Genomic DNA, 14,289 nt, shown 5'->3' on the forward strand with positions numbered 1-14,289 from the left:
GGGTTAGCGGTGGTTGCGATTCATCATGACCAGTCTTTCAAACAAGTGAATATCCTGTTCGTTTTTGAGTAATGCGCCATGGAGCGGGGGAACAACAATCTTTTCATCGCTACTGTGAAGCGCCTCAGGTGGGATGTCCTCAGCCAGTAAAAGCTTTAGCCAGTCAATTAATTCAGAGGTAGAGGGCTTCTTTTTTAGCCCTGGCAAGGAGCGTATTTGATAGAAGGCTCTGAGGGCGGCATCCAGTAAATCCTGTTTGATGTTGGGGTGATGTACATCCACGATGCTTTGCATGGTGGTTGCATCTGGGAAGGTGATGTAGTGAAAAAAGCAACGGCGCAAGAAGGCGTCCGGTAATTCTTTTTCATTATTCGAAGTGATGATCACGAGTGGACGATGTTTTGCCTTAATGAGTTCGCGAGTTTCATATACATAAAATTCCATGCGATCAATTTCACGCAATAAGTCGTTGGGGAATTCAATGTCGGCTTTATCAATTTCATCAATCAGCAAGACAGTTGGCTCATCAGCCTCAAATGCTTGCCAGAGAACACCTTTGATAATGTAGTTTCGAATGTCCTTTACCTTTTCATCGCCTAATTGTGAATCGCGCAAACGGCTCACGGCATCGTATTCATAAAGACCTTGTTGGGCTTTGGTGGTTGACTTGATATGCCATTGAAGTAGGGGCATCTTCAGTGCGGCAGCCACCTCTTCAGCGAGCATGGTTTTACCGGTACCAGGTTCGCCCTTAATTAAGAGAGGGCGCTGCAGTGCAATGGCGGCATTAACGGCCAACTTGAGATCATCTGTGGCGACGTAGCTTTGGCTGCCGTCAAAGCGGTTTTGGGGTGAAGTAGTAGATTTGCTCATCGTGTTGCCTAAAAGTGCATGATTAAGCGTTCCAGTATAGGTAAATGGGTGAAATTTTTCAGTGTTTCTACTGATTTTGGCCTCTGAAATAGCGAGAAGGGCGTCTGTCCGCTATACTCATGCAAATTGATCTAAATCAACTCATTAATAATGATTTCTATGAAAAAACTCTCCATTCTTCCTCATTTAGCCGTAGCTGCAACTTTTGCTTTTGCTGGTTCTGTTGCCCAGGCGGATGAAGTTAAGGGCAATGCTGCTGCTGGTAATGCTAAGGTTTGGCTTTGTGTTGGTTGCCACTCTATTCCTGATTACCGTGCTGATTACCCACTGGTTTACAAAGTGCCGATGCTGGGCGGCCAAAACGGTGCTTACATCGCTAGTGCATTAGCTGCCTACAAAAAAGGCGAGAGAAAGCATCCAACGATGCGTTCTATAGCTAGCAGCTTGTCTGACCAGGATATGGCTGATATTGGCGAATACTATGCTGCGCAAACTGCCAGCTCACCAAACAACCCATTGAAGTGATTCATCGATAAAGATACCTAGAGATATTTTATGAAATTCGCACTAATTACAGCAGTTCTGCTTTCAAGCGTTGGTTTGGTAAATGTAGCCAATGCTGCTAGCGTAGATAAGGGTCAAGCTTTAGTAGAGAAGGCGAACTGTGCCTCTTGTCATGGCGCTGGGCTGAATGCACCCATTTTGCCTGCTTATCCAAAGTTGGCAGGTCAATATAGTGATTACCTTTATTACGCACTTAAAGCGTACAAAGTGGGCAATAGCAACGCTCAGTTTGGTCGCAACAACGCTATCATGGGCTCACAAGTTCAAAACTTTAGCGATGCGGATTTGCAGGATATTGCAGCCTATATCGCTTCATTGCCAGGAAACTTCGTTGTTAAGAAGTAATTCTCATTAGCGTAAAGCTAAGGCTGCTTAATTCAAAGGCTTAGAATAATCTTCTAAGCCTTTGTTTTTTTAATATATTTTAATATTTAACGTAGCGCCTCAAGGCCACGGGCAAGATGTTTTCGCATTGCCAACTCGGCCGCATGCTCATCCCGTTTTAAAAGGCCTCTGAGAATCTCACGATGCTCAACCAGAGAATTTTGTAATCTTCCCGTGCTTGTTAGCGAGTCTCTGCGATGGAGTTTAAGTACTTTGCGCAGGTCGGCAATGACGCCATTCATCCACTTATTGCCCGCAATCTCCTGAATTAATTCATGAAATCTGCCGTTTACTTCAAAAAACTGTTCAATATCGCGATCAGCTGCTGCTTTTTCTAACCTATGGTGTAGGTGATCGAGCATATTTAGCTCTGCTTCAGTGGCTTTAATTGCCGTTTCTTTTGCGGCTTGACCTTCTAAGAGGGAGAGGATGGTGAAGATTTGCTCCAAATCTTTTCTTGCTACCTCGGTGACATAGGCGCCACGCCGCATCCTGATGGTCACTAGACCCTCAGATGCTAAAACCTTAATTGCTTCCCGCATGGGTGTGCGGCTAATCCCAAATTGATCGGCCAGCGATTGCTCGTCTAACCAGCTTCCTGGGGCTAATTGCTTGCTGAAGATCTGCTCACGAAGACGATCTGCAACGTCTTCGTATAGGGGTCTATTATTCAGTTTTGTATTCATAATTATGAATACATTATGTAGACAAAAGAATGATTGTCAAGCAGAATGTAAGGGTATTTCGATGCAATGCAGCAAAAATTAACCTGGGAGTTTTTGTGAGTTCTAAAGAAAACAATTCATGGCCATCATTTCCAGATGCCAATCTGGATGCTTGGAAAAAGTCAGCGCAAAAATCGGCGCCAAATGGCGACGTCGATGCATTAGGTTGGAAAACACCAGATGGAATTCATTTAAAAGCTTTATATACATCTTCGGATGTTGAGGGACTCAATTTCACCGATACATTGCCGGGATTTGAGCCCTTTGTTCGTGGACCACAAGCAACGATGTACTCGGTACGCCCTTGGACCATTCGTCAATATGCAGGCTTCTCAACTGCAGAAGAGTCTAATGCTTTTTATCGCAAAGCGCTCGAGGCTGGCGGTCAGGGTGTGTCAGTTGCTTTTGACTTGGCAACGCATCGTGGTTACGACTCCGATCATCCACGTGTAACAGGTGACGTTGGTAAGGCCGGCGTTGCCATTGATTCTGTAGAAGATATGAAGATCTTGTTTGATGGCATTCCATTGGACAAAGTATCTGTGTCGATGACGATGAATGGCGCCGTTCTACCAGTATTAGCGGGTTATATCGTTGCTGGCGAAGAGCAAGGTGTAAAGCAGGAGCAGTTATCTGGCACGATTCAGAATGACATTCTGAAAGAGTTCATGGTGCGCAATACCTATATTTACCCACCTGAGCCATCTATGCGCATTATTGGCGACATCATTGAGTACACAGCCAAGCACATGCCGAAGTTCAACTCGATCTCAATTTCGGGTTATCACATGCAAGAAGCGGGCGCCAATCAAGTATTGGAATTAGCATTCACATTGGCTGATGGTAAGGAGTATGTAAAAACTGCGCTTGCTAAAGGTTTGGATGTGGATGGCTTTGCTGGACGCCTGTCCTTCTTCTTTGCGATAGGCATGAACTTCTATTTAGAAGTGGCTAAGTTACGCGCTGCCCGTTTGTTGTGGTGGCGCATTATGAAGTCTTTCGAGCCAAAAAATCCAAAGTCATTGATGTTGCGTACACATTGCCAAACATCAGGTTGGTCATTAACGGAGCAAGACCCATACAACAACGTAGTAAGAACTACAGTCGAAGCAATGGCAGCTGTGTTCGGTGGCACTCAATCTTTGCATACCAACTCATTGGATGAGGCGATTGCACTTCCTTCTGAGTTTTCTAGCCGCATCGCCCGAAATACCCAGTTAATTTTGCAAGAAGAAACCCATATCCCTAGCGTGATCGATCCATGGGCCGGTTCTTACATGATGGAGAACCTCACTCAAGAGATGGCTGATAAAGCTTGGGAAATCATTCAAGAAGTTGAAGCAATGGGTGGTATGACTAAGGCGGTTGAAAGTGGTTGGGCTAAGCTCAAGATCGAAGCTGCCGCCGCTGAGAAACAAGCCAAGATTGACTCAGGTTCTGACGTGATTGTTGGTGTTAATAAATACAAGCTCGGCAAAGAAGATCTCGTTGATGTCTTGATGATCGATAACGATAAGGTTCGCGAAGGTCAGGTTGCGCGTTTGAAGGATATTAAGGTCAAGCGTGATCCTAATAAAGTACAAGCTGCATTAGAGGCATTAACAAAGGCTGCTGAAGATAACTCCGGAAATCTCTTGGAGCTGTCGGTAAACGCAATTCGCTTGCGTGCAACAGTAGGTGAAGTTTCTGATGCATTAGAAAAAGTTTACGGGCGCCATCGCGCCGATACTCAAAAGGTGACCGGTGTGTATGCAGCTGCCTATGACTCAGCCGAAGGTTGGGCAAAACTCCAAACAGAAATTGCTGACTTTGCAAAAGACTTCGGTCGTCGCCCTCGTGTGATGATTGCTAAGCTTGGTCAAGATGGTCATGACCGTGGCGCAAAAGTCGTTGCTACTGCTTATGCTGACTTAGGTTTTGACGTGGATATTGGACCTTTGTTCCAGACTCCTGAAGAATGCGCTCGACAGGCCATTGAGAATGACGTTCATGCATTGGGCGTATCTACCTTGGCTGCTGGCCATAAGACTCTGGTGCCAGCCATCATTGCTGAATTAAAGAAGCAAGGATCCGATGACATCATCGTATTCGTAGGTGGCGTGATTCCAAGACAAGATTATGAGTTCCTCTATGAGGCTGGTGTAAAGGGTATTTACGGTCCAGGCACTCCAATCCCAGCTTCAGCTAAGGATGTGCTCGAGCAAATTCGTAAATCTGTTAAATCAGCTTAATACGGAATACGGAACTTAGGCGTGCTCGAAGCTGCTGATCAAGCTCTTGTAAATGACCTTACTAGTGCACCGTCGCTTAAACAGCGTCGCGCACTGGCAAAGATTATTACTTTGCTTGAGTCAACACGCTTAGATCATCGTCATCGCGCAGATGACGTGCTCAATTCTTTGCTTCCTAAGACGGGTAAATCATTTCGCCTAGGAATCTCGGGCGTCCCTGGTGTCGGTAAATCCACGTTGATTGAATCTCTTGGTTTGTATTTGATTGAACAGGGTCATCGGGTGGCCGTATTGGCGATTGACCCCTCTTCCAGTATTTCTGGGGGCTCCATTTTGGGCGATAAGACGCGGATGGAACGCTTATCAGTTCTCGAAAACGCTTTCATTAGACCAAGTCCTTCTTCATGCAACTTGGGCGGCGTCGCCGAGAAGACGCGTGAAGCAATGTTGGTTGCGGAGGCTGCTGGCTTTGACATCATCATCGTTGAAACAGTAGGTGTAGGTCAAAGTGAAATTGCAGTTGCTGGCATGACCGATATGTTTCTTTTATTGCAGTTACCAAATGCAGGCGATGATCTTCAGGCTATCAAAAAAGGGGTAATGGAGATCGCCGATTTGATTGTGATTAACAAAGCGGATATTGATCCGGATGCCGCTATGCGTGCTCAGTTATTTATTACAAGCTCATTGCGTCTGTTGGGTTTTCAGGGGAATCCAGACCACGCTTCACACGATAAAGAATATTGGCATCCACAAGTGATGACTTTGAGTGCATTAGAAGGTAAGGGCGTCTCTGAACTTTGGGATAGGGTCTCTCACTTTGAGAGGCTACAAAAAGCCAACGGGAAATTCGATTCCCGTCGCAAGGATCAAGCAGGCTCATGGATGTGGGATCGCATCGATGCAGGTTTGAAGAACGCATTTCGTAGTAATGAAGCGGTGCAAGCACTTCTTCCAAGTTTAGTAACACAAGTAAATCAAGGGACTATGGCTGCTTCAGTTGCCGCAAGGCGGTTGCTGGAATCCATGGGGCATGAATTTTTCTAAGGAGCAGGAAATGAAGGAAATCATTCAACAACTGGAAGCGAAGCGTGAGCTTGCCCGATTAGGTGGCGGGCAAAAACGTATTCAAGCTCAGCATGCCAAGGGCAAATTAACGGCCCGCGAGCGTATTGAGCTCTTGCTTGATGCTGGCACTTTCGAAGAATGGGACATGTTTGTTGAGCACCGCTGTCATGACTTTGGCATGGGTGATCAAACTGTACCTGGTGATGGTGTTGTGACTGGTTATGGAATGATTAATGGTCGCTTAGTGTTTGTGTTCTCACAGGACTTTACGGTTTTAGGTGGCTCACTATCAGAAGCCCATGCTGAAAAGATCTGCAAAATTATGGATCAAGCACTCAAAGTTGGTGCTCCCGTAATTGGTTTGAATGACTCTGGTGGCGCACGCATTCAAGAGGGTGTTGCATCTCTTGGTGGATATGCAGAAATTTTCCAGCGCAACGTTACTGCCTCAGGTGTGATTCCGCAGATTTCTCTGATCATGGGGCCATCCGCTGGCGGTGCTGTGTACTCACCAGCCTTGACTGACTTTATCTTTATGGTCAAAGATAGCTCTTACATGTTCGTGACTGGTCCTGAAGTGGTTAAGACGGTGACGCATGAGGATGTGACTGCTGAAGAGTTGGGTGGAGCAGTAACCCACTCAACGGTCTCTGGTGTTTGTGATCTAGCCTTTGATAATGATGTTGATGCCATCATGATGTTGCGTCGCTTCTTTAACTACCTGCCACTCTCAAACCGTGAAAAGCCACCTTTGATTAAAGGTGCAAATCGTACAGAAGAGCCTGATTTCTCATTGGATACATTGGTTCCATCTAACCCAAATCAACCATATGACATGAAAGAGTTGATTGAAAAGATTGTGGATGATGGTGAATTTTTCGAGCTTCAGCCCGATTACGCTAAAAACATTGTGATTGGTTTTGCGCGTATGGAAGGTCGCTCCATTGGCATTGTTGCCAATCAACCGTTAGTGCTAGCTGGCTGTTTAGACATCAAAGCATCCATCAAGGCCGCACGTTTTGTGCGTTTCTGCGATGCATTTAATATTCCGGTGGTGACCTTAGTTGACGTTCCTGGATTCATGCCGGGTACGGCTCAAGAATACGGCGGCATTATTAAACATGGCGCTAAATTGCTCTATGCCTATGCTGATTGCACGGTTCCCAAGGTTACTCTCATTACCCGCAAAGCATACGGCGGTGCATACGACGTGATGGCATCCAAGCACTTGCGCGGTGACGTGAACTTTGCATGGCCTTCAGCAGAAATTGCTGTGATGGGCCCCAAAGGTGCTGTAGAAATTATCTTCCGTGAAGAAAAGTCCGATCCAGAAAAAATTACTGCACGTGAAGCAGAATACAAATCCAAGTTTGCTAACCCATTCGTAGCGGGACGTCGTGGCTATATTGATGACGTGATTCTTCCTCATGAAACTCGCAAGCGCATTGCTCGTTCGCTGGCAATGTTGAAAGATAAAGACTTGAAGAATCCTGCGCGTAAACACGGCAATATTCCTCTGTAAAGGCGCTGACAAATTATGACTACGAAAATGTTTAAGAAAATTCTAATTGCTAACCGCGGTGAAATTGCTTGCCGTGTAATGTCTACTGCTAAGAAAATGGGCATCAAGACTGTTGCCGTGTATTCGGAAGCGGATAAAGAGGCGCGCCATGTACAGCTAGCTGATGAAGCTGTATGTATTGGGCCGGCTCCATCACGCGAATCTTATTTGTTAATGGAAAAGATCATTCAAGCCTGTAAAGATACTGGGGCTGAGGCGGTTCATCCAGGTTACGGCTTCCTGTCTGAGAATGAACAGTTTGCCAAGCGTTGTGAAGAAGAGGGTATTGTGTTTATTGGCCCTAAACACCAGTCGATTGCTGCGATGGGTGACAAGATCGCATCTAAAAAGCTTGCTCTTGAAGCTAAGGTCAATACCATCCCGGGATACAACGAAGCCATTGACACGAATGAGGAAGCCGTAAAGATTGCTCAGGGTATTGGTTATCCAGTCATGATTAAAGCTTCTGCAGGCGGTGGTGGTAAAGGTCTACGCGTTGCTTTTAATGATAAAGAAGCAGCCGAAGGTTTTGCTGCTTGTAAAACCGAAGCGATGAATAGCTTTGGTGATGATCGTATCTTTATTGAGAAATTTGTCGAGGGCCCGCGCCATATTGAAATTCAAGTATTGGGCGACTCGCATGGAAATGTTGTCTACCTTAATGAGCGGGATTGCTCCATTCAGCGTCGTCATCAAAAGGTAATTGAGGAAGCACCATCGCCATTCATCGATCCTGCGACCCGGAAAGCCATGGGTGAGCAAGCTGTAGCATTGGCTAAGGCGGTGAATTATCAATCTGCTGGTACCGTTGAATTCGTGGTTGGTAAAGATAAGTCTTTCTACTTCCTCGAAATGAATACCCGTTTACAGGTAGAGCATCCAGTAACCGAGAGTATTACTGGTTTAGATTTGGTGGAGCAGATGATCCGTGTTGCTGCTGGTGAGAAGTTGTCATTTAAGCAAGAGGATGTGAAGTTGGACGGTTGGTCCATGGAATGCCGCATTAATGCTGATGATCCATTCCGTAACTTCCTGCCTTCAACAGGACGCTTGGTCAAATACCGCCCACCTGAATCAGTTAATGGTGTACGCGTAGATACTGGCGTATACGAGGGTGGCGAGATTCCGATGTATTACGACTCGATGATTGCCAAGCTGATAGTGCATGGCAAAGATCGTGCCGAAGCCATCGAAAAAATGCGTGCCGCTTTGAATGATTTTGTGATTCGCGGCATTCATTCCAATATCCCATTTCAGGCGGCGTTGTTGCAGCACCCACGATTTGTAAATGGCGACTTTACAACGGGCTTTATTGCTGAAGAGTATCCAGAAGGTTTCAAGAAGGATTCTGTTCAACCAGCAGACCCTAAGCGTTTAGCAGCTTTAGCGGCATTTATGCGCTATCGCTACTTGCAACATATCCAAATGATTGATGGTCAATTAGCCGGCCACGAAATGATTATTGGTAAGAAGTTCGTGGTCGTCACTGGTAAAAAAACAGGATCAATGAATGACCCGTACGAAGTGCCGATCCGCGTGGAGCTCAAAGACGGTATTTATTCCGTCTACATTGACGATGCAGATGGTGTAAGTCGTTACGATATCGTCAGTGATTGGCGCCCTGGACAAGTTTGTCTACATGCCACGATCAACGGCACCCATAAGATCACCGCACAAGTTGAGCGCCGTGGCGTGAGGTATATCTTGATTCTTGACGGTGTGCATTATGAGTGTATGGTTCTCAGCCCATTAGGAGCTGAACTTCAGCGTCGCATGCCAGTGAAGTTGCCACCCGACACATCGAAATTGGTGATGTCTCCAATGCCTGGTTTGTTAACCAAGATTGCTGTCAAAGTTGGCGAAGCGGTAACCGCTGGTCAGAAATTGGCGTCAATTGAGGCGATGAAAATGGAAAATACATTGTCCGCAATGCAGGATGGCGTGGTTGCCGAGATTTGCGCTAAAGAAGGTGATAGCTTGGCGGTTGATCAATTAATTATTCGCTTTGAATAACGGAGTTGATCAATATGAGCGCTAAGCCATTTAAAATTTTAGGTATTCAGCAAATAGCCATTGGCGGTGAAAACAAAGATCGACTCAAGAAGTTATGGGTTGATATGCTGGGTTTTGAGTACAAAAGTACTTTTGTCTCTGAACGTGAAAACGTGGATGAGGATATCTGTGCAATCGGCTCTGGTGCGCACGAGATTGAAGTGGATCTCATGCAACCCTTTGATATCGAAAAGAAGCCGGCAGTACATCAAACCCCTTTAAATCATATTGGTTTGTGGGTGGATGATTTGCCCAAAGCGGTTGAATGGCTTTCATCTAATGGTTTACGGTTTGCCCCTGGTGGTATTCGTAAAGGTGCGGCTGGCTATGACATCACTTTTGTGCACCCAAAGGGAAATGATGAATTTCCAGTTAGCGGGGAAGGGGTACTTATTGAGCTGGTTCAGGCCCCTCCAGAAGTAATTGCAGGTTTAAGTTCATAATTTAGGCTCATATTTAAATAGCTAAGTAAGGCTTACATTGGCAAATCTATTGGCCATCGACACCTCTTCGGCCTGGTGTTCGGTGGCTTTATCTTTAGGCGATCAAATAGAGCTGAGGCAAGAACTTGCCTCAGCTGGCGCTAGCCAACTCTTATTGCCTTGGATTGAAACGCTTTTAAGTAATGCAAACATCGGTTTAAAGGATGTGGATGCCATTGCAGTTGGTATTGGACCTGGTGCATTTACGGGCGTGAGGTTAGGTGTTGCAGCTGTTCAAGGCTTGGCTATATCCCATAATCTGCCAGTTATTTCAGTTACCAGTCTTGATGCAATAGCTGCCCAAGTAGTTGCTTCCAACACCTTTAAAGATATAAATCCTGAAGAATTTGTCATTGCAATCGATGCACGTATGGAAGAGGTTTATTGGGGTAGATATAAAAACCAGCTTGGTCAGTTGCCAAAACGCATCGGTGACATTTGCCTTACGAAGCCCGAGGATATTGAGCTTGAAGGTATTGGTTACCTGGCTGGAAGTGCCATTAATGCTTATGGGGACCGTTTTCCTAAATTTAATGGCGTCTTAGATTCGGAGATTGCAATATCTTCTCTAGGTATTTTGGCTTGCGCAGAGCAATTACTTGCACAAGGAATGCAGCAAGATGTTCGGCAGCTAGAGCCTTTGTATGTTCGCAATAAGGTGGCCTTGACTACTGCTGAACGTGAAGAGGCATTTAAGTAATGCCAGGCCTTTCTTCGGTTGGCGGTGAGGCTGAATTAGCATTCTTGCCAATGCAGCCAGCAGATTTGGATGAAGTCTTAAAGATTGAGTCTGTTTCGCACATTCATCCTTGGACCAAAGGCAACTTTTCAGACTCGCTTGCTGCTGGTCATTGGGCTTATTGCATTCGCCCACAAGTGGATCACACGGCGAAGGGTTCTTATTTGGATCCGGCTATTCTTTGGGCCTACTGCGTCTTATTTCCCGCTGTAGATGAATTACACCTTCTCAATATTACGGTTTCACCCCATTTACGCAAACTGGGTCTGGGTCAAAGAATGATGGCTGCTATCGAAGGGGTTGCTGCTCAGCAAAAAATGCCGCGCATCATCTTAGAGGTCAGACCTACCAATGCCTCAGCCTTGGCGTTATATCAAAAGCTTGGGTACGAACAGATTGGTGTGCGTAAGAATTACTATCCTGCTAGTCCTGTGACCGGCTCCCGCGAGGATGCGCTGGTAATGGCCAAATCGATTAAGCTAGAGCCATGAGTAACGATCATTCAGCTTTTTTAAGAGAAATGGGCATTACAGAGTGGATCACTCGTGATGCTAGTGGGACATCTGCGGCAGCCTCAGTCTCGACAAGCGCTACATCTGTAGTCTCTGAAGTTTCTGAAAATACCCCATCAATACATGCTTCATACGGAGTTTGGTGGTTCTTTGGCAGTGAACCACAGGGTGATGCCAGAGTGTTATTTCAAAACATGATTCGTGCTTTGGGCCTATCAAGGAACGACTGGTCTTGGAAGAATGCATCAGAAAAATTAAATCAACTAACAAGCCCAGATCTGCCAGTAGTGGCATTTGCATTTGGTGGACCGGTTGCCCAGAAGATCACTGGGGAGAAAGATCCGTTGCCTCAGTTACGTGAAACAATTCTGGCTTTGAATACTGGCAATGATGAAGAGATTCCGGTAATTGCTTCTTTTGAATTAAATCAAGTGCTCACTAAGCCAAAAGAGAAAGCCTTGCTTTGGCAGGATTTATTGCTCGCTAGATCTGTTCTGCAAAACAGTTAAAAAAGAGCAGTGAAGTAAAGCAAGCCAAAGCAAATCAAAGTAAAGAATGGCAAGCTAAAGTAGTTTAGTGCTTATGCTCGCCAATGAGATGCATTGAGTCATACTCGGCTTGATTTCTGGCGTGGCGTTTGATGACGAGCCACATAATCAGACTAACGGTAATGCCAAACCCAATAATGACAATCTGAATTGGGATATCAAGCCAAATGAGTAGCGAGTAGATTAGCAGCATCACCAACACAGAAATATTTTCATTAAAGTTCTGTACTGCAATAGAGTGGCCAGCAGACATTAAAACGTGACCGCGATGTTGTAATAGCGCATTCATTGGAACTACAAAATAACCTGCTAACCATCCAACCAATATTAATAAAAGATATGCAGGCAACAGGTTCAGCGAGACCTGAAGTTTTCCAATGGTGAAAAGAGTGGTATTTGGAAGAAGATCCGAGTTATAAACGGCCATAACGCAGACAACAAGCCCCATAGCAATGCCATAGGGCAGCACGTTTAAAGACTTGCGTAGTGGGATTCTCCAAGCAGCATAGACCGCGCCGCCGGCAACGCCCACTGCTGAAATTGCTTGCAGGATCGCACCTTGCGATAAGTTCATATGCAGCGCAATTTGCGCCCACTTAATCACAATAAATTGAAGAGTTGCGCCAGCACCCCAGAATAAGGTGGTAACCGCTAAGGAAATTTGACCCAAACGATCATCCCAGAGAGTCTTAAAGCAAATAGCAAAGTCCTTTACCAATTCGATTGGATTGGTTTTTTGAGAAACGTAGCGTGCACCAGTGTCTGGAATTTTCAAATTAATTAGTGCGGCAACGACATAAATCATCATGATGATGAGAATCGCGGATTCTGCGGGAGTGTCGATACCAGTCTCAAATGTCGGCAAGTCCAGGGCAAGCAGACTTTGGGACACGGTGCTGCTAATAAGAACGCCGCCTAAAACGGTTCCCAAAATGATCGACCCAACAGTGAGACCCTCAATCCAGCCATTTGCAGCTACGAGTTTTTCAGGGGGCAAAAGCTCGGTCAGGATTCCATACTTGGCTGGAGAATAGGCAGCTGCACCCAATCCAACAATGGCGTAGGCCATTAGGGGGTGGCTCCCGAAAAGCATTGCCACACATCCAATGAACTTAATGGTATTGGTAATGAACATGACGTTACCTTTGGGGCGGGAGTCAGCAAAGGCACCAACAAAGGCCGCTAAGAGAACGTAGGACAAGACAAAAAATAATTTGAGCAAAGGCGTCATCCAGGCCGGGGCGTGAAGCTGGGCCAAGAGAGCAATAGCTGCAATCAGGAGGGCATTATCAGCAAGCGAAGAAAAAAATTGCGCCGCCATAATGATGTAAAAGCTACGGTTCATTCGTACAATCTAGTCATTACTACAATTAAAACATGAAAGGAGGGGTGAATATGGGTGAATCGGCTAACAGCCTGATTAATAGGCCAATTTTGGCATCTATTCATACAGCTGCCTTTCAGCATAATTTAAACCGAGTTCGAGAATTGGCGCCTGAATCCAAGATTTGGTCTGTTATCAAAGCTCGGGCCTATGGCCATTGTTTTGAGGCTGCCTTGAAGGGTTTGGCTTCTACCGATGGCTTTGCCCTACTGGACATACAGGATGCTGCGTGGTTGCGAGATCATGGTTGGGAAGGCCGTATTCTGCTTTTGGAAGGGTTTTTTCATGAAAACGAGCTAAGTCTTGCGCAAGATTTAGCGTGTGACTTAGTGGTTCATTGCGATGCTCAAGTGGAGTGGCTGGAGCGATTCGAATGCAGAGACCATAAGCCTTTTAATGTTTTCATGAAGATGAACACTGGTATGAATCGATTGGGATTTAAGCCGCATGCTTATCGAACGGCGTTTCATCGCTTACATGCAGCTGGCTATCGCATGCACCACATGACCCATTTTGCAAATGCGGATCAAATTGATCGACTACCTTCTGTCGGTGCCCAACAAGAAATATTTAATGAAACGATTGCAGGTCTTGAAGGTGCTACGTCGCTTGCAAACTCTGCAGCTATTTTGTGGCATCGTAATGCTCTAGGTGATTGGGTGCGACCTGGAATTATGCTCTATGGCGCTTCACCAACAGGACTGCACGCAGATATAGAGCATGCTAATTTACAAGCGGTCATGCAGCTTCATAGTGAAATTATCGATATTCAAGAACTGCAAGAAGGAGATCGTATTGGTTACGGTGGCCGTTATGAGGCTCCTGCTGCAATGCGAGTCGGGATTGTTGCTTGTGGTTATGCCGACGGCTATCCACGTCATGCAAAAGATGGCACTCCAGTTTGGGTGTCTAGTGGCAGTGACGGCGTAATTTGTCCGCTTATTGGCAGAGTTTCAATGGATATGCTGGCAATTGATTTACGTCAGGCGCCTGATGCCAAGATCGGTAGCCTTGTTCAGCTCTGGGGCGATAAGGTCCCAGTGGATGAGGTTGCGCGTATGAGCGATACGATTGGCTATGAATTACTTTGTGCTGTGGCGCCCAGGGTGCCGGTTGAAATCAAGTAAAAACTTAAAATACTTTCCAAACAAAAAATCCTCCAGTAC

The 14,289-nt window shown here is 45.8% G+C and carries 14 protein-coding genes; 11 read left to right on the top strand and 3 right to left on the bottom strand.

Annotated features, from left to right (window positions below; translation table 11 throughout):
* Positions 1-3: 3 nt before the first annotated feature.
* Positions 4-873: a MoxR family ATPase gene (locus ICV36_RS04660; RefSeq protein ID WP_215401414.1), complete on the bottom strand. Its 870-nt coding sequence runs from the start codon at positions 871-873 to the stop codon at positions 4-6.
* A gap of 159 nt (positions 874-1,032) precedes the next feature.
* Between ICV36_RS04660 and ICV36_RS04665 the strand changes: the two genes are divergently transcribed.
* On the top strand, positions 1,033-1,398 hold the full coding sequence (locus ICV36_RS04665) for a cytochrome c (RefSeq protein WP_215401415.1): 366 nt from the start codon (positions 1,033-1,035) through the stop codon (positions 1,396-1,398).
* Between the two features lie 30 nt (positions 1,399-1,428).
* Entirely contained in the window at positions 1,429-1,782 is a 354-nt protein-coding gene (locus ICV36_RS04670; RefSeq protein ID WP_215401416.1) for a cytochrome c, read from the top strand.
* Positions 1,783-1,868: 86 nt separating this feature from the next.
* Here the strand turns inward: ICV36_RS04670 and ICV36_RS04675 are convergent, their stop codons facing one another.
* The gene (locus ICV36_RS04675) at positions 1,869-2,507 is read right to left on the bottom strand and encodes a GntR family transcriptional regulator (protein ID WP_215401417.1); all 639 of its coding nucleotides are present in this window, start codon (positions 2,505-2,507) and stop codon (positions 1,869-1,871) included.
* Between the two features lie 95 nt (positions 2,508-2,602).
* Here ICV36_RS04675 and scpA point away from each other — a divergent pair, with 95 nt between their 5' ends.
* The 8 genes from scpA to ICV36_RS04715 are packed head-to-tail and all read left to right on the top strand — an operon-like array spanning position 2,603 to position 11,700.
* Entirely contained in the window at positions 2,603-4,777 is a 2,175-nt protein-coding gene (gene scpA / locus ICV36_RS04680) for a methylmalonyl-CoA mutase (RefSeq protein WP_215401418.1), read from the top strand.
* 21 nt (positions 4,778-4,798) lie between these two features.
* Positions 4,799-5,824 (top strand): methylmalonyl Co-A mutase-associated GTPase MeaB, encoded by a 1,026-nt coding sequence (meaB, locus tag ICV36_RS04685; protein ID WP_215401419.1) that lies wholly within the window; start codon positions 4,799-4,801, stop codon positions 5,822-5,824.
* A gap of 10 nt (positions 5,825-5,834) precedes the next feature.
* Entirely contained in the window at positions 5,835-7,367 is a 1,533-nt protein-coding gene (locus ICV36_RS04690; protein WP_215401420.1) for an acyl-CoA carboxylase subunit beta, read from the top strand.
* A 27-nt stretch (positions 7,368-7,394) separates the two neighbouring features.
* A complete protein-coding gene (accC, locus tag ICV36_RS04695; RefSeq protein WP_215401566.1) occupies positions 7,395-9,419 on the top strand; it encodes an acetyl-CoA carboxylase biotin carboxylase subunit in 2,025 nt (674 codons plus the stop codon).
* A 14-nt stretch (positions 9,420-9,433) separates the two neighbouring features.
* On the top strand, positions 9,434-9,901 hold the full coding sequence (locus tag ICV36_RS04700) for a VOC family protein (RefSeq protein ID WP_215401421.1): 468 nt from the start codon (positions 9,434-9,436) through the stop codon (positions 9,899-9,901).
* Positions 9,902-9,938: 37 nt separating this feature from the next.
* Positions 9,939-10,640 (top strand): tRNA (adenosine(37)-N6)-threonylcarbamoyltransferase complex dimerization subunit type 1 TsaB, encoded by a 702-nt coding sequence (gene tsaB, locus ICV36_RS04705; RefSeq protein ID WP_251375096.1) that lies wholly within the window; start codon positions 9,939-9,941, stop codon positions 10,638-10,640.
* Positions 10,640-11,170, top strand: coding sequence for a ribosomal protein S18-alanine N-acetyltransferase (gene rimI / locus ICV36_RS04710; protein ID WP_215401422.1), 531 nt, complete (start codon positions 10,640-10,642; stop codon positions 11,168-11,170). Before tsaB ends, rimI begins: the two co-directional genes overlap by 1 nt.
* The gene (locus tag ICV36_RS04715; RefSeq protein ID WP_215401423.1) at positions 11,167-11,700 is read left to right on the top strand and encodes a DNA polymerase III subunit psi; all 534 of its coding nucleotides are present in this window, start codon (positions 11,167-11,169) and stop codon (positions 11,698-11,700) included. The genes rimI and ICV36_RS04715 overlap by 4 nt, the downstream gene beginning before the upstream one ends.
* A gap of 64 nt (positions 11,701-11,764) precedes the next feature.
* Here ICV36_RS04715 and lplT read toward each other — a convergent pair whose 3' ends face one another.
* Positions 11,765-13,084: a lysophospholipid transporter LplT gene (gene lplT / locus ICV36_RS04720; protein ID WP_215401424.1), complete on the bottom strand. Its 1,320-nt coding sequence runs from the start codon at positions 13,082-13,084 to the stop codon at positions 11,765-11,767.
* A gap of 74 nt (positions 13,085-13,158) precedes the next feature.
* On the opposite strand from lplT, the gene alr reads away from it, so the two are divergent.
* The gene (alr, locus tag ICV36_RS04725) at positions 13,159-14,250 is read left to right on the top strand and encodes an alanine racemase (RefSeq protein ID WP_215401568.1); all 1,092 of its coding nucleotides are present in this window, start codon (positions 13,159-13,161) and stop codon (positions 14,248-14,250) included.
* The last annotated feature ends 39 nt before the right edge of the window (positions 14,251-14,289 follow it).

Origin of the sequence: Polynucleobacter sp. MWH-UH35A (genome assembly GCF_018687075.1) — a bacterium.
Classification (GTDB): Bacteria; Pseudomonadota; Gammaproteobacteria; order Burkholderiales; family Burkholderiaceae; genus Polynucleobacter.